Origin of the sequence: Bacillus safensis FO-36b (assembly GCF_000691165.1) — a bacterium.
GTDB lineage: Bacteria > Bacillota > Bacilli > Bacillales > Bacillaceae > Bacillus > Bacillus safensis.
On record NZ_ASJD01000001.1, the window covers coordinates 84,436 to 105,394 of the forward strand.

Below are 20,959 nucleotides of genomic sequence, written 5' to 3' on the forward strand. Positions count from 1 at the left end.
AAAAAGGCTGCTTCTTCAATGAGAGCAGCCTTTTTTCTTATTGCTGTTCAAACACATAAGATAACGCCTTGATCGCTTGGTTTACGGTTTCCACAGTGATATTTGCTTTGTTTGAGAGTTCTTTTAACGGATGGTGCAGCTCTTTTGGACGGATTAAAATAAGAGGTTTCCCTTTTGCAATCGCAGCAGATGCATCCATGGCTGTGTTCCACTGCTTATATTTCTCACCAAAGCGCGCAATGACGACATCTGCTTTGTTTAATAAAATTTCAGTGCGGAAATTGTTCAAATCAGAAGCTGCATCATCTTTGAAAATGGCATTCGGCTGCTCACCTAAAATATCCTCACCGATGTTATCTGAGCGGTCATGATTTTCCATTGGACCGACAAATGTCACCGGCAGCTTCAAAGATTGGCTTTTCTCCTTGATTTCATCACGCCACTGGCTATGAATTTCTCCAGCTAAATAGACAGTTAATTGCATAACGATCTCCTCCTTTTGTACAAACTTAGTAAAGGTTTGTCCTGTTTCTTTTCATGTTACACAAGAAGTGCTTGATAAAGCAAAAAAAATATGATTATGATATTCATGGTAGAGACTATTTTTCATCGCAAGAATACTACATATAATGGGAAGGACAGGCCTCTTCGTCTTTCCTATGAGAAAGCAGGAAGACGACGTTGATGACTTATTTAAAAAGAAAGGGGATCTCCCTTTCGCCAAAGGTGTATTTCATTGATGCACTTTCTTATATGGCTTTAGGTCTATTTGCTACATTAGTGGTAGGACTGATTTTAAAAACAGCAGGCGGTCTGTTATCACTTCCACTCATCATTAAAATGGGAACCCTTGCCATGGGGCTCATGGGACCGGCGATCGGCGTAGCGGTTGCGTACCGTTTACATGCATCTCCTTTGATCATTTTTGCAAGTGTTGTCTCAGGCGCTGCAGGAGCAGAGCTTGGGGGGCCTGCTGGAAGCTTTGCCGCAGCATTAATTGGTGTGGAACTAGGCAAGCTGGTCAGTGGTGAGACAAAAATTGATATTATTTTAACGCCGCTTGTCACCATTATCACTGGCTTTTTCACCGCTGCCCTAATCGGACCTGGAATTGAAGCCATGATGACAGGGCTCGGCAGGCTCATCATGTGGGGGACAGATCAAAGCCCGCTGATCATGGGCATGCTGGTAGCGACCATTGTTGGACTTGCTCTCAGTTCTCCGATCTCAAGTGCTGCACTTGCGCTTATGCTTGACTTAAGCGGAACAGCTGCTGGTGCTGCAACGATTGGCTGCTGTGCTCAAATGGTCGGCTTTGCCGCTGCAGGCTTTAGAGAAAATCGCTTTGGCGGTCTTGCGGCTGTCGGCATTGGAACGTCAAAGTTGCAGCTTTCGAACATTGTGAAAAATCCCCTCATCCTGATTCCGCCGACAATTGCTGGTCTGATTCTCGCGCCAATTGGTATTATTGGCTTTGGGATGGTCAATAATGCGGCAGGAGCGGGAATGGGAACGAGCGGGCTTGTTGGACAGCTCATGACGCTGACCGTCATGGGGTTTCATCCATCTGTATTTCTGGCGATCGCTCTCTTGCATATCGTTGGCCCGGCAGTGATTAGTTTGGTAGTATCAGAATGGATGAGAAAGAAAGGCTATATACAATTCGGAGATTTAACCATACAAACTGGAGGAATGAAACATGAAAAAAATTGAATCAAACGAAGAATTACAAAAAGTGATTCAAGAAGACTTAACGGTATTGCTATTTTCAGCTGACTGGTGCCCGGACTGCACATTTATTGAGCCATTCTTGCCAGAGCTTGAAGCAAACTACCCAGAATTTGAGTACTTCTATGTCGATAGAGACAAGTTCATTGACACTTGTGCAGAGTGGGAAATTTACGGTATTCCAAGCTTTTTAGTCTTTAAAAACGGACAAGAGATTAACCGCTTTGTCAGCAAAGATCGTAAGACAAAGGAAGAGATTGAAGCTTTTTTAACAGATTCTCTTTCTAAATAACGAAAGGAGAGTCTAAAACGATGGCAAAAATGACATCAAGACAGCTTGCGAATGAACTCAAAAGCCGTCTGACGAACGACAGCTGGTCACACGAGTTTGACCGGGAAAAAGATACGCTTCGTATTGAAGATAAACAAACAGGCAAAGGCATCACACTAGAGCTCCCGCCAATTATTGCAAAGTGGGAAGTAAAGCCTGATGAAACCATTGATGAGATCGTCTATTATGTGAAAGAAGCGCTGAGTGCCATGAAAGGCGAAGCGCAGCACATCTCAGGAAAAGAAAAGCAGATCTATCCGGTCATTCGTTCCACTTCCTTTCCTGAGGCATCAAGTGATGGGATTCCGCTTGTGTTTGATGAGCATACAGCAGAAACGAGAATCTACTATGCGCTTGACCTTGGAAGCACCTACCGATTAATTGATGAAAAGATGCTCCAAAAGGAAAACTGGACAAAAGAGCGAATCAGAGAAACTGCAAGCTTCAACGTCCGTTCGCTAGAAACAGTAGTGAAAATGGATGAAGTGGCAGGCAACCGGTTTTATTTCTTCCGTGCAAATGACGGGTATGACGCCAGCAGACTTTTAAATGAATCGTTATTACAAGAATACGCGCAAAAAATAGAAGGACAGATGGCGATTTCTGTTCCCCATCAAGATGTATTCATCATTGCTGATGTTCGCAATGATTCAGGCTATGATATTTTAGGACAGATGTCGATGAGCTTCTTCGCCAGCGGCACGGTTCCGATTACCGCATTGTCATTTTTATATGATGAGGGTAAGCTTGAACCGATCTTTATACTTGCAAAAAGCAGACCAAAACAGCAGTAGAAGGGAATTTTGAAGAATGAACGTTTTTTATAATGCAGAAGGTGTAGGCGACACACTCCTTATCTCATTGAAAGATGTGACGAGAGAAGAAGTAGGTCATGAGACGTTTGGAGATGTTGTACGAATCTTCAATCAAGAAACAAAAGAAACAACAGGCTTTAATATCTTCAATGCATCCACTTACATGAAAATTGAAGAAAACGGATCTGTTCCGCTTTCTGAAACCATTGTTCAAGATATCAATGAAATTTTAAACCGTAACGGTGTCAGTGAAACGTTGACTGTGGATTTATCACCAAAATTTGTTGTCGGCTATGTAAAGGAAAAAGAAAAGCATCCGAATGCAGATAAATTAAACATTTGCCAAGTTGATGTGGGCGATGAAACCTTACAAATCGTGTGCGGTGCACCAAACGTTGACCAAGGCCAATATGTTGTGGTGGCGAAGGTCGGTGCAGTGATGCCAAGCGGTATGGTCATCAAAGATGCTGAGCTAAGAGGCGTTCCATCAAGCGGTATGATTTGTTCTGCAAAAGAGTTAGATCTTCCAGACGCACCTGCTGAAAAAGGGATTCTTGTTTTAGATGGAAGCCATCAAGCTGGCGAACCCTTTAAAGCGTAACCTCCCATAAACGGGCACATAGGAGCGAAGAATGTGTTATACCAAAAGTCACTAAGTACGTACTTAGTGACTTTTTTTCATCTACAACAGCATGAACAGCAAAAGCGGCACTTTTCTCGCTTTTCTGCATGAAAAAGCAATGGTATACTAAAAATCGCCCAAGAAAACGTAAGGGGAGTTAAAGTGAGTGATAAATGATGAGTTGGTTAGATAAATTTTTCAGTGTATTTTTAGGAGAAGAAAAGAAAGAAGAAAAAGCTGCAAGACCTGAAGAAGATCTAGCTGCACCAAAGCAGCCAGCTTTTGAACCGCATAAAGAATATAAAAAAATCGAAGATACGAAAGTGTATTATGAATATCCAAAAGGGAACTTTCGCTTTCCGCTCGTTCCAGATGAACCCCAGCGTGATGGAGTGAAGCAGGAGAGAAGACGCGTGAAACCAAGCCAGCCAAAGGCAAAGCAGAAAACCTATCAGCCTAAACAAACGCTTCAGCCTGATATAAATAAAAAGCCATTCAAGCCAGAGCAAATTCCATCACCGATCTATGGCTATCATCAGGATATGCGTCCAAAACGGGCAGATGCAAAAGAAGAAACAGCTTCAGTTCAAAGGAAATCAGCAGAAGAAACGGCGCAGCGTGTCACACTGTTATCAGAAGAGGCAGAGCGTGAACGGAATGTCAGACAGCAAATGAACATCCCGTCTATACAGAAAGAAAAACGTATCGAGGAAATGGCTTCAGCGTCAGCAGAAGAGAGAACGGACAAAGAGCCAGCAGTAACCCCGCATACATTGCAAGAAGAACTCGCTTATCAAGATCATGTTCAAACGACGATGGAACGTTTAACTGACGAGCCGTTCGTCCAGCAAGAAGAAAACGAGCCAGAAGATCATCATGAAGCTGATGTACATAAGCAGCAAGCAGAAGTCTATCAGAAGCAGCCCGTTGGGTCTGAGCCGGAACAGACTGTCTCCGGTGATGAAGAAGAAATTAAGGACGAGCCTGTCCATCAGTTTGAAGATCATACTGAGGAAATAGACATGTTGACCTTCGAAACACCGGAACCTTCGCAGCCAGCGATTGAAATGGAAGTAGACATGCCATCAGAAGAAGCGGCGTTAACAGAAAACATTTCAGCAGAACCGGTGGAAGAACTAGCGGCTGATCCAATAGAAGACAAACAAGAAGAAGCGCCTGCGGCAGCATTTGAAGAAGCTGAGCCAGTCAAACATGACCTGCAGGAAGATCAGCTGGTCCAAGAAGCTGAAATTGAAGAAGATCAAGTGCTGCCAGTAGAACAAGTAACAGAGGAACAAACTGCATCTGAAGCGGCAGAAACGGTTATAGAGCAGACAGAGCAGCAAGAACAAACGCATGAAGTCAAGAAAGAAGAACCAAAACAGACATCTCCGCAGCCACAACGCACAAGCGGGCAAACCTCTACGGTTCCGTTTAATGTCATGATGTTAAAAAGCGATCAGCGCGTGCAAGGACAAAAGAAAGCAGCCGATACACAAGGGTATGTTTTTCCAAGCCTTGCCCTTTTAGACGTACCGCCAGCTCAAAAAGAAGAGGACGGCACATGGGTGAAAGAGCGGGCAGAGCTGCTCAATGCGACGCTTAAAAATTTCAACGTAAGAGCAAGTGTCGTTCATGTCACACAGGGACCTTCTGTGACAAGGTTTGAAGTACATCCAGAACCAGGTGTCAAAGTGAACAAAATCACGAACCTGTCAGATGATATTAAACTTAGTTTGTCCGCAAAGGATATTCGAATTGAAGCCCCGATTCCAGGGAAAAACACGATCGGGATCGAAGTGCCAAATCTGCACAGTAAAATGGTGTTCTTAAGAGAAATGATCAGAAGCAGTGCGTTTAGAGACAATCCATCTCCTTTAACAGCGGCACTCGGATTAGATATTTCAGGCCAGCCTGTCGTGGTTGATCTGCAAAAAATGCCGCATGGCTTAATTGCCGGAGCCACTGGTTCAGGAAAAAGCGTCTGCATTAATACGATTTTAGTGAGCTTAATGTTTAAAGCATCACCAGATGAAGTGAAAATGCTCTTAATTGATCCTAAAATGGTTGAATTAGCGCCGTATAACCACATTCCGCATCTTGTGAGTCCAGTCATCACCGATGCCAAGACAGCAACTGCTGCTCTGAAATGGGTAGTGGATGAAATGGAAAGACGCTATGAACTATTTGCACACTCTGGCGTGAGAGAAATTAAACGATTCAATGAGCTTGTGAAAGAAAAACAAATGGGAGAAAAACTGCCTTATCTCGTCGTGGTGATCGATGAGCTGGCTGATTTAATGATGGTCGCACCAAATGAAGTCGAAGAAAGCATCTGCCGAATTGCACAAAAAGCAAGAGCATGCGGCATTCACTTATTGATTGCGACACAAAGACCTTCTGTTGATGTCATTACAGGTCTCATTAAAGCTAATATTCCAACAAGAATTGCGTTTTCTGTTTCAAGTCAGGTGGATTCAAGAACGATCATTGACATGGCAGGTGCAGAAAAGCTTCTCGGAAAAGGAGACATGCTCTTCTTAGAAAATGGCTCCGGCAAACCGACAAGGCTGCAAGGGAACTTTGTATCAGACCGTGAGATTGATCAAGTGGTGGCACATGTGAGAAAGCAGCGCAAGCCAGTGTTCCTTTTTGAACAGGAGGAACTCATGCTGCAGGGCTCTGCGATTACAGACGAAGATGAATTGTTTATGGATGCCTGCCGTTTTGCCATCGAGCAGAATAGCGCTAGTACATCAAGTTTGCAGCGAAGATTTAGAATTGGCTACAACCGTGCAGCCAGGTTGATTGACATGATGGAGCGCGAGGGGATGATCTCTGGTGCGAAAGGCAGTAAGCCAAGAGAAGTGCTCATGACACTGAGTGACTTAGAACAGTTGATCTAAACAAACCACTTCATTTTTTTCATAAACATGGTATGATAGCACATAGGTGCAATTTTGTAATTGGACGCTTTTCGCATGTCTGTCAGAGCGCTTTTTTATGTAAAATAAGCGGAAACAGGTGTTAGAAATGGGAAGGTTGTCGGATACTAATCATAGTTAATATTGATTAGAATAGGAAGATCGGAAAAAATCTTTATTTGGAGCTGCGATCTGTGATCAGCTAGAGGCAAAAATCACAAGTTGCAAATTGAAATGAGCGTCATATACTGTAAGTCAGATAGACGTTTGTTGGAGGTACAATTATGACTGTTTATCATTTTGTTGGAATAAAAGGGACAGGTATGAGTCCACTGGCCCAAATTCTTCATGATACTGGGTATACTGTCCAAGGATCGGATATCGAAAAACATATCTTTACACAAAAAGCATTAGAAGAACGAAATATTAAAATTCTACCATTTGACCCAGATAATATTCAGCCAGGGATGACGGTCATCGCAGGAAATGCATTCCCTGATACACACCCTGAGATTGAACGTGCCCTTTCTGAAGGGATTCCTGTCATTCGTTACCATAAATTCCTTGGAGAATACATGGATTCATTCACAAACGTTGCGATTACTGGTGCTCATGGCAAAACATCGACAACAGGACTGCTTGCTCACGTCATGCAGGCAGCCAAACCTACTTCGTACTTAATCGGTGATGGATCTGGAATGGGGAAAGAAAACAGCGAGTATTTTGTTTTTGAAGCATGCGAATACCGCAGACACTTCCTCAGCTATCATCCAGATTATGCGATCATGACCAATATTGATTTTGATCACCCTGATTATTTCTCGGATATTGATGACGTGTTTGATGCGTTTCAAAACATGGCGCTTCAAGTGAAAAAAGCCATTATTGCCTGCGGTGATGATGAGCATCTGCCAAAGATTCAAGCGAAGGTACCTGTTGTGTACTACGGTTTCAACGAAGAAAATGATTTCCAAGCACGCAATGTTGTGAAAAATACGGAAGGTACCACATTTGATGTATTTGTACGCAATACGTTTTATGATACCTTCTACATTCCTGCCTACGGAAATCATAATGTCCTCAACTCGTTAGCTGTCATTGCATTATGTCACTATGAGTCCATTGATGTAGAGCTTATCAAAGGCGCATTAACGACATTTGGCGGTGTGAAACGACGCTTTAATGAAAAAGTGGTCGGTGAGCAGGTCTTAATTGACGATTATGCACATCATCCAACTGAAATTGAAGTCACGATTGAAGCAGCTCGCCAAAAATATCCGGACCGTGATATTGTGGCTGTCTTCCAGCCGCATACGTTCACACGTACACAGCAATTCTTAAGTGAATTTGCTGACAGTCTAAAGAAAGCCGACTATGTCTACCTTTGTGATATTTTCGGTTCAGCCCGTGAAAACATTGGGAAGCTGAGCATTGAAGATTTACGAGAAAAAATCCCGCAGGCCCAATTAATTGAGGAAGAAGATACATCTGTGCTGAAAACGCACGAAGATGCGATTCTGATCTTTATGGGAGCAGGAGACATTCAGAAGTATTTGCGTGCTTATGAAAAAGTCGCTGTATAAATGCTTTAAAAAAGTGCCGTTTCACCCGGCACTTTTTTTATTTTGAATAAAATGTGACAAAAGGGCTAAATGTGTCAACATGCGGCGCTTTTTTTCGTTCGCTGTGGACAGGAATTAGCGAATAAGTGTAGAATTATTATTCAATCGGTCATTCTAGGCGATGTTTGAATGATACAACGAGAGGGTAATGAATTGAATATGCCCGCAGCAAAGGAGGTATCAGATGATTATTATTCTATATCTAAGCGTTGCACTGATCGCAATTGCTTTCCTCATTCTTGTCATCTATTTGTCCAAAACATTAAAATCCTTACAGCTGACATTAAAGAATGTTGCATCAACTTTAGAAGGTCTTGAAGGTCAGATGCAAGGCATCACCACAGAGACAGCACAGTTGCTACATAAGACGAATCAGCTTGCTGAAGATATTCAAGACAAATCAGCTAAACTTAACACAGTTGTGGATGCGGTGCAGGGAATTGGCGGCTCGATCAACCAATTTAATACAAGCATAAAGCAGGCAGCTGGTGCGGTTTCTTCATCCGTTGAAAGAAATCAAGAAAAAGTGACGGATGTGGTAAGCTGGAGTAACGCAGCACTTGAAATTTATAAAAAATGGAAACAGCGTAAACATCAAAAATAAACCATATTCGCATAGGAGGAATAATCATGAGCAAAGACGGAATCAATAGCAAAGACTTTTTGATCGGAACACTTATTGGTGGAATTGTTGGTGCAACAACAGCATTATTTTTAGCACCGAAGTCAGGGAAAGAGCTTCGCGATGATTTGAACACCCAAGCGAATGCGTTAAAAGAAAAAACAGACCGGCTCACAACAGATGCAAAAGAAAAAGGCACTGAATATGTGACGATTGCAAAAGATAAAACGTCTGAATTGTCTCAGCTTGTAGCAGAGCAGTCAAACCAGATTTTAGACAAAGTGAAAGACATAAAAGAGCGTGCGGCTGGAAAAGCTAATCATGTGAAAAATGAAGCAGAAGATGCGGCAGCGGATTTGGCAAGCGAAGCATCTGATGTAGCAGATGAAGCAAAAGTAAGAGCACAAGAAGCAAAATCAGAAATTGAAGACGGCATCAAAGATGTCAAAGAAAAAGTAGAACAATCTACTAAAGGCTAACTCTCACTGCTCGAAGTGAAGAAGGAGAACATCATGTCAAAACAACTCATTGAAACAGAAGAACAGTTTGATCAACTAACGAATCAAGATGGGACCTTTGTCTTTTTTAAGCACAGTTTGACATGTCCGATCAGCCAAGCGGCTTTTCAAGAGTTTGAAGCATTTGCGTCTGCACATGAAGACGTGCCAACGTATTTCTTGCAAATTCAAAACACGAGAGAGCTTTCATCCTACGTGGCTGAAAAGTCAGGTGTAAAGCACGAAAGTCCGCAGGCACTCATCTTTAGCGGTGGAAAAGTAAAATGGCATGCTTCTCACTCAAGCATTACAAAAGAAGCGCTTGAACATAATCTGTAAAAGAAAGAAACGTCAGCAGCAGCTGACGTTTTTTTTATAAAAAAGGTTTACTTGAACAAAAAGTATGCTATAATCTTACATACAATACTTTATCGCTTAAAAGCGTTTGGGTAATAAAGAAAATTTTCGTGACAATTCCGAAATCTTTGTTTATAATAAACCCTATCATGCAAGAATGAAAAAATAAAAAGCGAGAGCAGGCAGAGGAAAGGATGACAAAAATGAGCAACAATGAACTAGAAAAATTGAGGCAGCAAGCAGATGAACTAAATCTTCAAATTCTAAAACTGATCAATGAAAGAGGAAACATTGTCAAAGAAATTGGAAAAGCAAAAGAAGCGCAAGGTGTCAACCGTTATGATCCTGTCAGAGAGCGCACAATGCTGAACCAAATTCTTGAAGAAAATGATGGACCATTTGAAAACTCAACGATTCAGCATATTTTCAAAGAGATTTTCAAAGCAGGTCTAGAGCTTCAAGAAGATGACCACAGCAAAGCACTTCTTGTTTCTCGTAAGAAAAAGCCAGAAAACACAATCGTGAATATCAATGGGGAAGCGATCGGTGATGGAAAGCAGCGTTTCATCGTTGGACCATGTGCCGTTGAAAGCTACGAGCAAGTCGCAGAAGTAGCGGCAGCAGCGAAACAGCAGGGATTAAAACTACTTCGTGGTGGTGCATTTAAACCTCGCACAAGTCCATACGACTTCCAAGGACTTGGTGTAGACGGTCTAAAGATTCTAAAGCGTGTAGCGGATGAATACGGTCTTGCTGTCATTAGTGAAATTGTCAATCCTGCTCATATTGAAGAAGCGATTGAGCATATCGATGTTATCCAAATTGGGGCACGTAACATGCAAAACTTCGAGCTGTTAAAAGAAGCCGGTTCCGTGAAGAAACCAGTTCTTTTAAAACGCGGTCTTGCAGCGACCATTTCAGAATTCATCAATGCAGCTGAATACATCATCGCCCAAGGAAATGATCAAATCATCCTTTGCGAGCGCGGTATCCGCACATACGAAACAGCGACAAGAAATACACTAGATATCTCGGCAGTGCCAATCTTGAAACAAGAGACACATCTACCAGTCTTCGTTGATGTGACGCACTCAACTGGACGTAGAGATCTTCTCCTTCCAACAGCAAAAGCAGCTCTTGCGATTGGAGCAGACGGTGTCATGGCAGAAGTACATCCAGATCCATCTGTTGCACTGTCTGACTCAGCGCAGCAAATGGACATTCCACAATTCGAAAAATGGTTAGATGCGTTAAGACCACTTGTGAATATTCACGCGTAATCATAGATAGAAATAGCCGCCGGATAACTGCCCGGCGGTTTTTTGATGGAGAAATACCATGAAGTTTGGGAATGAAAGGAAGAAAGCACATTGCAACCCTAAAAAGTGCTTGTTCACAATGTTTTCATTTTTAAAATTTGATAGAATCTGCTAAGATCATTGTCATAGCTGGCGTTCTCAATGTTTTTTTATGAAATATGATTCAATTTACAGGTAACAAGCTGATTAAAGTTTGTTTAATTTAGTTATAAAAAGAAAGGGAACGTTTTCATATGACAAAAAAACGTGTATAATTTCATAAAAGAATGTCATTTTGATGTAGATTGAAAAATTATGTGTCTCTTTTCATCGTTTTAATGACAAATAGGATATTATTTTCCTCGTATCTGACATGTCTCTATCCAATTGGTGAATGCTATAGATATGAAGTGTATTTGAAGGAGTGATTTATGTGAATAATGTTACAATATATGATGTAGCAAGAGAAGCAAATGTAAGTATGGCAACGGTATCACGCGTAGTAAATGGTAATCCAAACGTAAAACCAACAACAAGAAAAAAGGTGCTTGAAGCGATTGACCGCCTTGGCTATCGTCCGAATGCAGTGGCTCGAGGCCTAGCAAGTAAAAAAACAACGACAGTTGGGGTCATCATCCCTGATATTTCTAGTATCTTCTATTCGGAATTAGCACGCGGTATTGAAGACATCGCTACGATGTATAAATACAACATTATTTTGAGCAACTCAGACCAAAATACAGATAAAGAGCTTCATTTGTTAAATACGATGCTCGGCAAACAAGTAGACGGAATTGTCTTTATGGGCGGAAATATCACAGATGTGCATGTGGAAGAATTTAAGCGCTCTCCTGTGCCGATTGTTCTTGCAGCATCTGTTGAAGAGCAGGCTCAAACACCATCCGTCAACATCAACTATGAGCAGGCCATTTATGACTCAGTTCAGCTGTTAGTTGAAAAAGGACATAAACGAATTGCGTTTGTTTCTGGTCCAATGTCAGAACCAATTAATTCCGTGAGAAAGCTTGCAGGTTATAAGCGAGCACTTGAAGAAGCGGGCATAGCGTTTGACGATACGCTCGTCGCTGAAGGCGATTACTCGTATGATTCTGGAATTGAAGCACTTGCTCATCTGCTTGAGCAGTCTGACAAGCCGACAGCTGTTATCGCAGCTACAGATGAAATGGCTCTAGGTGTCATTCATGGAGCACAAGACAGAGGGGTATCTATTCCTGAAGACTTAGAAGTGATTGGCTTTGATAACACAAGACTTTCTCTCATGGTGCGTCCTCAGCTGACAACAGTTGTACAGCCGACATATGATATTGGTGCTGTTGCGATGAGATTGCTCACAAAGCTGATGAACAAAGAACAAGTGGACGATCAAATTGTTGAGCTTCCGCACAGAATTGAAGAAAGACAATCAACGAAATAAAGCAAAAAAAGCAGGCTACCTTATGAGGGATAGCCTGCTTTTCTTATGCCTTTTTCTTTTCTCTTCTAACAGGCATAAGTGCTTTTTCTACTGTTTGTGCATTTTTTTCTGTGATTTCTGCTTTTCTTGGGATCGGTGGATATAAATCGTCAGGATCTTTCCATGTAGGTGGAAGGGTAACAGGCGATTGCTTATTCCATGCCTGAATCCAGTCCTGAGGGAGCTCATCTGGCGGTGTAATGCCTTTCATCTCAAGCCAAATACGGCTCCACGCTCTTGGAACGACGCGCCAAATATCATATCCCCCTCCGCCAACAGCGATCCACTTGCCGTCACAATATTGATGTGCAAGCTCATGAGCAAGTCTAGGAATTTCTTCATATATTTTCATGGTGGCAGATAAATGAGTTAACGGGTCATAGTAGTGTGCATCTGCCCCGTTTTGCGTCAAAATCACATCTGGTTTAAAAAAAGCAGCAATCTCAGTCACTGCTGTTCGGTATGCTTCGAGAAACGATTCATCTTCCGTAAATGCATCTAGTGGAATATTATAAGCATAGCCATAGCCTTTATCGTGGCCTCTTTCCTGTACTTGTCCGGTTCCAGGGAATAAGTAGCGTCCCGTTTCATGAATGGACACCGTACATACCTCTGGGTCGTCATAGAAGCTGAACTGGACACCATCGCCGTGATGAGCATCCGTATCAATATATAAAATTCTAGCGCCATATGTCTTTTGAATATATTGAATCGCCACAGAGCTGTCATTATAAATACAAAAGCCAGATGCACGCCCTTTGAATCCGTGGTGAAGCCCGCCGCCGAGATTGAGGGCATGCTGCGAATGACCGAGCATCACTTGGTCAACCGCTGTTAATGTTCCGCCAACAAGGAGAGATGCCGCCTCATGCATGCCTGCGAACATCGGTGTATCTTCAGTGCCAAGACCGTATCGTTCACCCTCTGCCGTAGACAGCTTTCCTTCACTTGCCCGCTGCACAGCCTGGATATAATCTGCTGTATGGACGAGCTTTAATTCCTCCAGAGTAGCCATACGCGGTGCAACGATTTCATCCTCTGTTAACGCCTTCATTTTTTGAAGTAGATCATAAGTTAAGTAGACACGAAGCTGATTGAAGGGATGATCTTGGTTAAATTGGTACGTTTGAAAAGATGGTGAAAAAACAAAGGTCGCTTCCTTCATTTGATCGTCTGCTCCATAGGCCAGAGCACTTTATAGCCTTTTGCGCGAATCAGCTTCGTCACATGATCTGCATGAATGGTTTGAAGGCGGAATACGAGCACTTTAGATGCCTCATTGGCATGCGGGTACACGAGCACACTCAGCATTTGAATATGCTGCTCCTTTAAAATGGCTGTAATATCTGCGAGGCTTTCTGTCATCTGCTCCACTTCAACCTCTAAGTGCGACCCAGGCTGATCTGCACCTGTCAGTCTTACAAACGTACGAAGCAGATCTGTTTTTGTGATAATGCCTACAAGCTTGCCGCGTCTCACCACTGGAAGACAGCCAATTCCGTGCTCAAAAAAGACACTTGATATCTCCTCAACGAAATCAAGCGGGTGAGCCGTGATCGTCTCTAATACCATGATCTCTTCTACTGGCCGCTGAATAAAGAGCTTCCTTTTCTCTGTTTCAAAAATACTTGGACTGGCATTTTTAATATCCCGATCTGTCACCATCCCAATGACAGACCCTTGATCAGATACGATCGGGATATGCCGGATGTGGTGTGCACTCATTTTTTGAATGGCTTCTTCAATCGTATCGGTTTTTCGCAGCGTGATCACATCACGCTCCATAATTTGTTCAATCATCATTGTTTACCAATCCCCTTTGCCAAAAAAACGAATTGAACGTTAATACATAAAACGCTGATGGAAGCGAAGACGATCGAAACGCTCGATCGAATCAGGACTCACATGTTTCCCAATTCTGGCCATTAAACAATTGGCTGGATGTGAGCTGATTTCTGGCTCGTCTGTTGCAAACCAGACAAGACCGCCTGCGTTCATCATTTTCTCCATCATTTTGCGGTACTCCCAAACGTTTTTCTTTGTCCCCTTTAAATCCCAATGCCAGTAATATTCAGTTGTAATGATGATGTAATTCTCCATTTGCTCATCCATCATGCTCACATCAAGCAAATGCTTGCCAAGTGAGCATCCTCTAAATGGAGGAGCGACCTCAATCGCGCCAAGCTCAATTAAATTGTCCATTTTGCCCTCTGACCAGCGCTCAAGTGGATCAGGATACAAATACGTGACATAGCCTACGACAAGCTCATTCGCTCTTGCAATGATAATACGTCCTTCTGGAAGATCTGCTATTTCAACAAGTGCTTGTTTCTGTTCCTCAGGCGTGCGAAATGCCGTTAGTCCTTCATGAAACGTATAGTTCGCAAGCTCTGATGCAGGTACCGGTCCTTCAACCAGGATGGAACCTGTTTCTCGCTCAATGGTTTTTGAATAATAAGTTTTAGGATGCTCCACGTATCCACCGCCCCTAATTCTAGTGAGTCGTCTCTATTCTATCTTAAAACTTGCAATAATTAAAACGGTTTCATCAGAAGTTTTTTAAAAATTGAGAAAAAAAGTCATCTATACTATAATGGTCATTGTAAACGTATGCAAAGGGGGACTGTTTGATGAAATTGGAAACGCTACCATCAGTAAAAGGGGATTATCATTTAAATGATTATGAGCAGGCATACAAAGATTTTTCATGGGAGGAAGCTAGAAAAAACTTCTCCTGGTATGAAACAGGAAAAATAAATGCAGCCTATGAAGCGATTGACAGACATGCGGACTCGTTTCGTCACAACAAGGTGGCGCTTCACTACAAAGATTCACAGCGGGATGAAAAGTATACGTTCAGGGATATGAAAATCAACACAAACAAAGCGGGGAATCTATTCAGAGAAAAGGCACATGTAGAAAAAGGGGATCGCGTGTTTATCTTTATGCCAAGATCACCTGAGCTCTATTTTCTTTTGCTTGGTGCAGTTAAAATTGGAGCGATCGTTGGCCCATTATTTGAGGCATTTATGGAAGGTGCCGTCAAAGACCGTTTAGAAAATAGTGAGGCAAAGGTGATCGTGACAACACCAGATTTGCTTGAGCGAATTCCATTTGCAGAGCTTCCGAAGCTTGAATCTGTCATCATTGTCGGCGGTGAAAACGAAGACGTCGATGGCGTGCGGACAATTCACTATGAAAAGGCGTTTGAGGAGGCAGCAAAGGAGCTTGAGATTGAATGGATGGATGAAAAAGACGGCTTCCTGCTTCATTACACATCAGGATCTACTGGGACGCCAAAAGGTGTGCTTCATGTCCATGGTGCAATGGTCCAGCAAGGTCAGACTGGTAAATGGGTGCTAGACTTGAAAGAAGATGACGTTTACTGGTGTACAGCTGATCCAGGCTGGGTTACAGGCACAGTGTACGGTATTTTTTCACCGTGGTTAAATGGGGCAACGAATGTGATTTTAGGCGGCCGGTTTAATCCTGATACGTGGTATGAAACCATTGAATCACTCGGTGTAACCGTTTGGTACAGTGCCCCGACCGCCTTTAGAATGCTCATGGGGGCAGGGGATGATCTCATTCAAAAATATGACCTCAGCTCGCTCCGCCATGTCTTAAGTGTGGGAGAGCCGCTTAATCCAGAAGTCATCCGCTGGGGAGATGCTGTTTTTGGCAAACGGATTCACGACACTTGGTGGATGACAGAAACCGGAGCACAGCTGATTTGTAATTATCCATGCATGGACATCAAGCCAGGTTCGATGGGAAAACCGATTCCAGGCGTAGAAGCAGCGATTGTTGATAATGCAGGAAATGAACTTCCGCCATACCGGATGGGCAACCTTGCGATTAAAAAAGGCTGGCCTTCTATGATGCATACGATCTGGAACAATCCTGAAAAATATGAATCTTACTTTATGCCGGGAGATTGGTATGTTTCAGGAGATTCAGCTTATATGGACGAAGACGGATACTTTTGGTTCCAGGGACGTGTCGATGATGTCATCATGACGTCAGGAGAGCGGGTCGGTCCATTTGAGGTGGAAAGTAAACTGGTCGAACATCCAGCTATTGCGGAGGCTGGTGTCATTGGAAAGCCAGATCCGGTCCGCGGTGAAATTATTAAAGCATTTATAGCGCTTAGAAGCGGATATGAGCCGACAGATGAGCTGAAAGAAGAGATTCGTACATTTGTGAAAAAAGGACTCGCAGCACATGCGGCACCGCGAGAAATTGAGTTCAAAGACAAACTGCCGAAAACGAGAAGCGGAAAAATTATGAGACGTGTGCTAAAGGCGTGGGAGCTGAATTTACCTGCTGGCGACCTTTCGACAATGGAAGATTAAATTTTTTCATCAGTTGACTTGATATCAAAAGTGTGTTAAAAATGACATTAGTTGAATATGAAAAGGTTTTGACTGAGATTCAGTAGAATGATCTTTCCCTGTTGAAGAGAGCTGACGGCTGGTGCGAGTCAGTACAAAGAGATATTCGAATTACCCTCACGAACCGCTTTTACGAAAAGGAGCATGCCCTGATTAGTGAAAGAACGGATCTGTCCGTTATCAGTGTAAGTGAAAAGACGAGATTTTTTGTCTTTTAAGCAGGGTGGTACCGCGATATATATCGTCCCTTCGTTCATTCGAAGGGGCGTTTTTTTGTTGAATTGTAAAAAAAGGAGATTTGGAAATGAGTCAATTGATGGAAGAGCTATCGTTCAGAGGATTAATCCAGCAGCAAACAGATGAAGAAGGTTTAACAAAATTATTAGCAGAAGAAAAAATCAAACTATACTCCGGCTTTGATCCGACAGCTGACAGCTTACACATTGGTCATCTATTGCCAATTTTAACATTACGCAGATTCCAAGAAGCAGGTCATCATCCGATTGCTCTTGTTGGCGGCGCAACTGGACTAATCGGCGACCCTAGCTTCAAGAAAGCAGAACGTTCACTAAATCCAGCAGAAATCGTCGAACAGTGGTCAGAAAAAATCAAAGGACAACTGTCTCAATTTCTTGATTTTGAAGCAGGCGAGAATCCAGCCGTCATCGTGAATAACTACGACTGGATCAGCCAAATGAATGTCATCACGTTCCTTCGTGATATTGGTAAGAACTTCGGTGTAAACTTCATGCTGGCAAAAGATATCGTGAGCTCACGTATCGAAACAGGGATTTCTTACACAGAATTCAGCTACGTCATCCTGCAGTCTTTAGACTTCTTAAACCTTTACAGAAATGAAAATTGTAAGCTGCAAATCGGCGGTAGTGACCAGTGGGGAAATATCACATCTGGACTTGAGCTGATCCGTAAGTCTGAAGCAGAAGGGGCAAAAGCATTTGGTCTGACGATGCCGCTTGTCACAAAAGCAGACGGTACAAAGTTTGGTAAAACAGAAGGCGGCGCCATCTGGTTAGATAAAGAAAAAACGTCTCCATACGAGTTCTACCAATTCTGGATCAACACAGATGACCGTGATGTCGTGAAATATTTAAAATACTTTACGTTCTTATCAAAAGAAGAGATCGCATCGTACGAAGAAAAAGTGAAAACAGCACCTGAAAAGCGTGAAGCGCAGCGCCGTCTAGCAGAGGAAGTGACAACACTTGTACATGGCCGTGAATCACTAGAACAGGCTGTTAACATCTCAAATGCGCTATTCAAAGGTGAGATCAAATCTCTTACAGCTGAAGAAGTGAAAGTAGGCTTTAAGGATGTTCCATCAATGGAGAAAAGCAGCACAGAAGAATTAACACTAGTCGATATCCTTGTGGAATCAAAGCTGTCTCCATCAAAGCGTCAAGCACGTGAAGATATCACAAATGGTGCTGTATCCATCAACGGAGAGAGACAAACAGATAAAGATTATGTTCTTTCCGCTGACGACCGAATTGAAAACCAATTTACCGTTTTAAGAAGAGGGAAAAAGAAATACTTCCTCGTGACGTATAAATAAAGTATGAAACAGTAAGCATCATGGAAAAGCACCCCAACATTGAGGTGCTTTTCTTTTTTATGTAGAAGTAGCTCATTCGTCTGCTTCTTGTTCAAGGAGTGAATCTTTGTTTGTATAAGCATGTTCTACCTTACAAATTCGGGTTGTATAGGATTCATACCAATCTTTTTTCCCCTTTTTTTGAACACGCTGATGTGCTGTATGTGCTTTCCATTCTTTGATGGATTCTAATGAATCCCAGTAAGAGACAGTGATTCCAACACCATGTTCATCTCGTACACTTTCCATTCCAAGAAACCCATCTAGATCTTTCGCTAATTCTTCCATTTTTTGAGCAGCAGCAGCGTATTCTTTCTGCTCGACATTTGTTCGTTTTGATGTGAAAATCGCGGCGTAGTAGGGTGGTGCAGGTGTTTGAGTAAATAGCATCTAGTAGAACCTCCTTAGTCTATTGATATTATATATGAAAGAAAGAAGGTCTCGTAGTCTTTTTGTTTTAATTTAAAAAAGTCCAAGGTGCTTTTTGATTATTTATATTTTTGTAAAATCATCTCATAAACATTACCTTGTTCACTTTTCTGACATATTTTTCTTGTATAAAATAGAGTCGTATAAGATGAATAAGGGGGAATGAAAGTGATTTTTGTTAAGAAAAGGAGTTTGCAAATTCTCATTGCGCTTGCATTGGTGATTGGTTCAATGGCGTTTATCCAGCCGAAAGAGGCGAAGGCGGCTGAGCATAATCCGGTTGTGATGGTGCACGGCATTGGCGGTGCCTCTTATAACTTTTTTTCTATTAAAAGTTATTTGGCCACACAAGGCTGGGATCGAAACCAATTATATGCTATTGATTTCATAGACAAAACAGGAAATAACCGCAACAATGGTCCGCGTCTATCGAGATTCGTCAAAGATGTGTTAGACAAAACGGGTGCCAAAAAAGTAGATATTGTGGCTCATAGTATGGGCGGGGCGAACACGCTATACTATATTAAGAATCTAGATGGCGGCGATAAAATTGAGAACGTTGTCACAATTGGTGGAGCAAACGGACTCGTTTCAAGCAGAGCATTACCAGGCACAGATCCAAATCAAAAAATTCTTTACACATCCGTCTATAGCTCGGCAGATCTTATTGTCGTCAACAGCCTCTCTCGTTTAATTGGCGCAAGAAACATCCTGATCCATGGCGTTGGTCATATCGGTCTATTAACCTCAAGCCAAGTGAAAGGGTATATTAAAGAAGGACTGAACGGCGGAGGACAGAATACGAATTAAAAAACGAAAAAAGACAGCGGCATATGCTGTCTTTTTTGATGTCAGCTGGCATATGGCAGCTAGAGATATTGAAAAGGGTGGCAAAACGATGATACACAAACAGACCATCGTACATAGCTGAATAAAAACATGTACAAAACGATCGCCATTCCTTACACTACATGTAGTGAATGTGAATATTCGGAGGTGGGCGTTTGTGAAAACGAATCAAAAGGCTTTCATCATTGTAGATGTACAAAAAGCGTTCGAGCATGAAAAATGGGGAGAACGCAATAACCTAGAGGCAGAGGAGAATATTAGCCGGCTATTAACGTTTTGGCGAGAGAAAGGCTGGAAAGTGATTCATATTCAGCATACATCCAACAATCCGGACTCTGTATTTCATCCAGCAAATGAAGGGCACCTTTTCAAAGATTTGGCTAAACCGCTAGAGGAAGAAATGGTGATACAAAAGAAAGTCAACAGCAGCTTTATTGGTACTAACTTAGAGGAACATCTAAGATCAAACCAGGTTGACACGGTCGTGATCGCAGGATTAACAACCCCTCACTGCGTATCAACAACCACAAGAATGAGCGGAAATCTTGGCTTTGATACGTATCTGATCTCAGATGCAACAGCCGCCTTTGGACTAACAGATCAAAATGGTACATATTTTGACCCAGAAACGATCCACCGGCTCTCACTTGCAACCCTGCATGATGAATTTGCGACTGTCATGACAACAGAGCAGCTCATCGCAAAATGGACAAGTCAAGAATAAAAGTTTGAAAGCTCCTAGAAAGAGATCTAGGAGCTTTTTTCATGCTAATGATATGTGTCCAGCGATTGTTTTCGTTGTTTCTTACGTGAGTAAACGAGATCAATCTCAATAATTAAAAAACTGACAAAGAATGATAAAATCAATACGCCGGAATCCCCTATCGATACATTCATTAAATTTAAGTAAAGGACATACTTGATAGAGAGATGTAAAACGATCCAAGAACTCACCCATTCCAAAGTATAAGTGAGCCATACAGGAAGCTTAAGGAGATAAGCCAGTCCTTTTCCTATGAATAGAAGGACAGGTGACCAAAAAACGACGATAACACTTACTAACAAAGAGAAAGAGATCAAAGAAAAAAACGAATCATACGTGATGGTTTCTCCAAAAAGAAAATTCACGCCTAGAACAGTGATGTATAGCAATAGACTTGGAACCGCGATCACAAAGCAGATAGAAAAAAAGAGCAGAAAGATAAACAGACTTGCAGCAAATCTATTGGGCGGCTCATCGATAATCTGTTTTTTTCTTAGAAGAGAATAGGCAATCATTGCCAAGATTAAAAGTAAGAATAGAATGATTGTAATACTATACATGGAACTCCTCCATCTGCGTACTATAGAAGACCAAACGACTGATATGTCATCTATCATGATTG

General features: G+C 42.2%; 21 protein-coding genes and 1 other annotated feature. Of the genes, 15 read left to right on the plus strand and 6 right to left on the minus strand.

Annotation, left to right across the window (positions count from 1 at the left end):
• Positions 1–37: 37 nt before the first annotated feature.
• A complete protein-coding gene (locus tag BA81_RS00465) occupies positions 38–484 on the minus strand; it encodes a YtoQ family protein (protein WP_024426182.1) in 447 nt (148 codons plus the stop codon).
• A 200-nt stretch (positions 485–684) separates the two neighbouring features.
• On the opposite strand from BA81_RS00465, the gene BA81_RS00470 reads away from it, so the two are divergent.
• The 11 genes from BA81_RS00470 to ccpA all read left to right on the plus strand — a co-directional run bounded on the left by BA81_RS00470 (position 685) and on the right by ccpA (position 12,251).
• Positions 685–1,713: a PTS sugar transporter subunit IIC gene (locus BA81_RS00470; protein WP_034279513.1), complete on the plus strand. Its 1,029-nt coding sequence runs from the start codon at positions 685–687 to the stop codon at positions 1,711–1,713.
• Complete coding sequence (locus BA81_RS00475) at positions 1,700–2,020, plus strand: thioredoxin family protein (RefSeq protein ID WP_024424860.1); 321 nt, start codon at positions 1,700–1,702, stop codon at positions 2,018–2,020. Before BA81_RS00470 ends, BA81_RS00475 begins: the two co-directional genes overlap by 14 nt.
• 20 nt (positions 2,021–2,040) lie before the next feature.
• Positions 2,041–2,853, plus strand: coding sequence for a DUF1444 domain-containing protein (locus BA81_RS00480; RefSeq protein ID WP_034279516.1), 813 nt, complete (start codon positions 2,041–2,043; stop codon positions 2,851–2,853).
• 16 nt (positions 2,854–2,869) lie between these two features.
• Complete coding sequence (gene ytpR / locus BA81_RS00485) at positions 2,870–3,475, plus strand: YtpR family tRNA-binding protein (protein WP_024424858.1); 606 nt, start codon at positions 2,870–2,872, stop codon at positions 3,473–3,475.
• A 194-nt stretch (positions 3,476–3,669) separates the two neighbouring features.
• The gene (locus BA81_RS00490; protein WP_051627314.1) at positions 3,670–6,402 is read left to right on the plus strand and encodes a DNA translocase FtsK; all 2,733 of its coding nucleotides are present in this window, start codon (positions 3,670–3,672) and stop codon (positions 6,400–6,402) included.
• A 302-nt stretch (positions 6,403–6,704) separates the two neighbouring features.
• Positions 6,705–8,003, plus strand: a complete 1,299-nt coding sequence (gene murC, locus BA81_RS00495; protein WP_025092288.1) for a UDP-N-acetylmuramate--L-alanine ligase — start codon at positions 6,705–6,707, stop codon at positions 8,001–8,003.
• 223 nt (positions 8,004–8,226) lie between these two features.
• Positions 8,227–8,646: a DUF948 domain-containing protein gene (locus BA81_RS00500; RefSeq protein ID WP_024424855.1), complete on the plus strand. Its 420-nt coding sequence runs from the start codon at positions 8,227–8,229 to the stop codon at positions 8,644–8,646.
• A 26-nt stretch (positions 8,647–8,672) separates the two neighbouring features.
• Positions 8,673–9,143, plus strand: a complete 471-nt coding sequence (locus tag BA81_RS00505) for a YtxH domain-containing protein (RefSeq protein ID WP_034279523.1) — start codon at positions 8,673–8,675, stop codon at positions 9,141–9,143.
• Positions 9,144–9,176: 33 nt separating this feature from the next.
• Positions 9,177–9,500 (plus strand): bacillithiol system redox-active protein YtxJ, encoded by a 324-nt coding sequence (ytxJ, locus tag BA81_RS00510; RefSeq protein ID WP_034279524.1) that lies wholly within the window; start codon positions 9,177–9,179, stop codon positions 9,498–9,500.
• Between the two features lie 221 nt (positions 9,501–9,721).
• On the plus strand, positions 9,722–10,798 hold the full coding sequence (locus BA81_RS00515) for a bifunctional 3-deoxy-7-phosphoheptulonate synthase/chorismate mutase (protein WP_034279528.1): 1,077 nt from the start codon (positions 9,722–9,724) through the stop codon (positions 10,796–10,798).
• 451 nt (positions 10,799–11,249) lie between these two features.
• Positions 11,250–12,251 carry a catabolite control protein A gene (gene ccpA / locus BA81_RS00520; protein WP_034279529.1) on the plus strand — a complete coding sequence of 334 codons (1,002 nt, stop codon included), beginning with the start codon at positions 11,250–11,252 and terminating at the stop codon, positions 12,249–12,251.
• A gap of 43 nt (positions 12,252–12,294) precedes the next feature.
• On the opposite strand, the gene BA81_RS00525 is transcribed toward ccpA, so the two are convergent.
• The 3 genes from BA81_RS00525 to BA81_RS00535 are packed head-to-tail and all read right to left on the minus strand — an operon-like array spanning position 12,295 to position 14,765.
• Entirely contained in the window at positions 12,295–13,455 is a 1,161-nt protein-coding gene (locus BA81_RS00525; RefSeq protein ID WP_024424850.1) for an acetoin utilization protein AcuC, read from the minus strand.
• Positions 13,452–14,093 carry a CBS and ACT domain-containing protein gene (locus BA81_RS00530; RefSeq protein ID WP_034279532.1) on the minus strand — a complete coding sequence of 214 codons (642 nt, stop codon included), beginning with the start codon at positions 14,091–14,093 and terminating at the stop codon, positions 13,452–13,454. The genes BA81_RS00525 and BA81_RS00530 overlap by 4 nt, the downstream gene beginning before the upstream one ends.
• A gap of 39 nt (positions 14,094–14,132) precedes the next feature.
• Positions 14,133–14,765: a GNAT family N-acetyltransferase gene (locus BA81_RS00535; protein WP_034279534.1), complete on the minus strand. Its 633-nt coding sequence runs from the start codon at positions 14,763–14,765 to the stop codon at positions 14,133–14,135.
• Between the two features lie 155 nt (positions 14,766–14,920).
• Here BA81_RS00535 and acsA point away from each other — a divergent pair, with 155 nt between their 5' ends.
• On the plus strand, positions 14,921–16,645 hold the full coding sequence (gene acsA / locus BA81_RS00540) for an acetate--CoA ligase (protein ID WP_034279536.1): 1,725 nt from the start codon (positions 14,921–14,923) through the stop codon (positions 16,643–16,645).
• 59 nt (positions 16,646–16,704) lie between these two features.
• Positions 16,705–16,936: a binding site (T-box leader), on the plus strand.
• Positions 16,937–16,988: 52 nt separating this feature from the next.
• On the plus strand, positions 16,989–18,257 hold the full coding sequence (tyrS, locus tag BA81_RS00545) for a tyrosine--tRNA ligase (RefSeq protein WP_034279538.1): 1,269 nt from the start codon (positions 16,989–16,991) through the stop codon (positions 18,255–18,257).
• Between the two features lie 72 nt (positions 18,258–18,329).
• On the opposite strand, the gene BA81_RS00550 is transcribed toward tyrS, so the two are convergent.
• The gene (locus BA81_RS00550) at positions 18,330–18,686 is read right to left on the minus strand and encodes an antibiotic biosynthesis monooxygenase family protein (RefSeq protein ID WP_034279540.1); all 357 of its coding nucleotides are present in this window, start codon (positions 18,684–18,686) and stop codon (positions 18,330–18,332) included.
• Positions 18,687–18,956: 270 nt separating this feature from the next.
• Here BA81_RS00550 and BA81_RS00555 point away from each other — a divergent pair, with 270 nt between their 5' ends.
• Positions 18,957–19,535: an esterase/lipase family protein gene (locus BA81_RS00555; protein WP_369810476.1), complete on the plus strand. Its 579-nt coding sequence runs from the start codon at positions 18,957–18,959 to the stop codon at positions 19,533–19,535.
• A gap of 196 nt (positions 19,536–19,731) precedes the next feature.
• Complete coding sequence (locus tag BA81_RS00560; RefSeq protein ID WP_034279545.1) at positions 19,732–20,298, plus strand: cysteine hydrolase family protein; 567 nt, start codon at positions 19,732–19,734, stop codon at positions 20,296–20,298.
• A gap of 44 nt (positions 20,299–20,342) precedes the next feature.
• On the opposite strand, the gene BA81_RS00565 is transcribed toward BA81_RS00560, so the two are convergent.
• Positions 20,343–20,897 (minus strand): hypothetical protein, encoded by a 555-nt coding sequence (locus BA81_RS00565; protein ID WP_034279547.1) that lies wholly within the window; start codon positions 20,895–20,897, stop codon positions 20,343–20,345.
• Positions 20,898–20,959: the final 62 nt, after the last annotated feature.

Excerpts from the sequence above, each read along its gene's own strand:
- BA81_RS00470 (WP_034279513.1), top strand. The coding sequence starts at position 685 with ATGACTTATTTAAAAAGAAAGGGGATCTCCCTTTCGCCAAAGGTGTAT.
- BA81_RS00505 (WP_034279523.1), top strand. The coding sequence starts at position 8,673 with ATGAGCAAAGACGGAATCAATAGCAAAGACTTTTTGATCGGAACACTT.
- BA81_RS00475 (WP_024424860.1), top strand. The coding sequence starts at position 1,700 with ATGAAAAAAATTGAATCAAACGAAGAATTACAAAAAGTGATTCAAGAA.
- ytxJ (WP_034279524.1), top strand. The coding sequence starts at position 9,177 with ATGTCAAAACAACTCATTGAAACAGAAGAACAGTTTGATCAACTAACG.
- ytpR (WP_024424858.1), top strand. The coding sequence starts at position 2,870 with ATGAACGTTTTTTATAATGCAGAAGGTGTAGGCGACACACTCCTTATC.
- BA81_RS00515 (WP_034279528.1), top strand. The coding sequence starts at position 9,722 with ATGAGCAACAATGAACTAGAAAAATTGAGGCAGCAAGCAGATGAACTA.
- tyrS (WP_034279538.1), top strand. The coding sequence starts at position 16,989 with ATGAGTCAATTGATGGAAGAGCTATCGTTCAGAGGATTAATCCAGCAG.
- BA81_RS00490 (WP_051627314.1), top strand. The coding sequence starts at position 3,670 with ATGATGAGTTGGTTAGATAAATTTTTCAGTGTATTTTTAGGAGAAGAA.
- BA81_RS00550 (WP_034279540.1), bottom strand. The coding sequence starts at position 18,686 with ATGCTATTTACTCAAACACCTGCACCACCCTACTACGCCGCGATTTTC.
- BA81_RS00480 (WP_034279516.1), top strand. The coding sequence starts at position 2,041 with ATGGCAAAAATGACATCAAGACAGCTTGCGAATGAACTCAAAAGCCGT.
- BA81_RS00565 (WP_034279547.1), bottom strand. The coding sequence starts at position 20,897 with ATGTATAGTATTACAATCATTCTATTCTTACTTTTAATCTTGGCAATG.
- acsA (WP_034279536.1), top strand. The coding sequence starts at position 14,921 with ATGAAATTGGAAACGCTACCATCAGTAAAAGGGGATTATCATTTAAAT.
- murC (WP_025092288.1), top strand. The coding sequence starts at position 6,705 with ATGACTGTTTATCATTTTGTTGGAATAAAAGGGACAGGTATGAGTCCA.
- BA81_RS00465 (WP_024426182.1), bottom strand. The coding sequence starts at position 484 with ATGCAATTAACTGTCTATTTAGCTGGAGAAATTCATAGCCAGTGGCGT.
- BA81_RS00500 (WP_024424855.1), top strand. The coding sequence starts at position 8,227 with ATGATTATTATTCTATATCTAAGCGTTGCACTGATCGCAATTGCTTTC.
- BA81_RS00530 (WP_034279532.1), bottom strand. The coding sequence starts at position 14,093 with ATGATGATTGAACAAATTATGGAGCGTGATGTGATCACGCTGCGAAAA.
- BA81_RS00555 (WP_369810476.1), top strand. The coding sequence starts at position 18,957 with ATGGCGTTTATCCAGCCGAAAGAGGCGAAGGCGGCTGAGCATAATCCG.
- BA81_RS00525 (WP_024424850.1), bottom strand. The coding sequence starts at position 13,455 with ATGAAGGAAGCGACCTTTGTTTTTTCACCATCTTTTCAAACGTACCAA.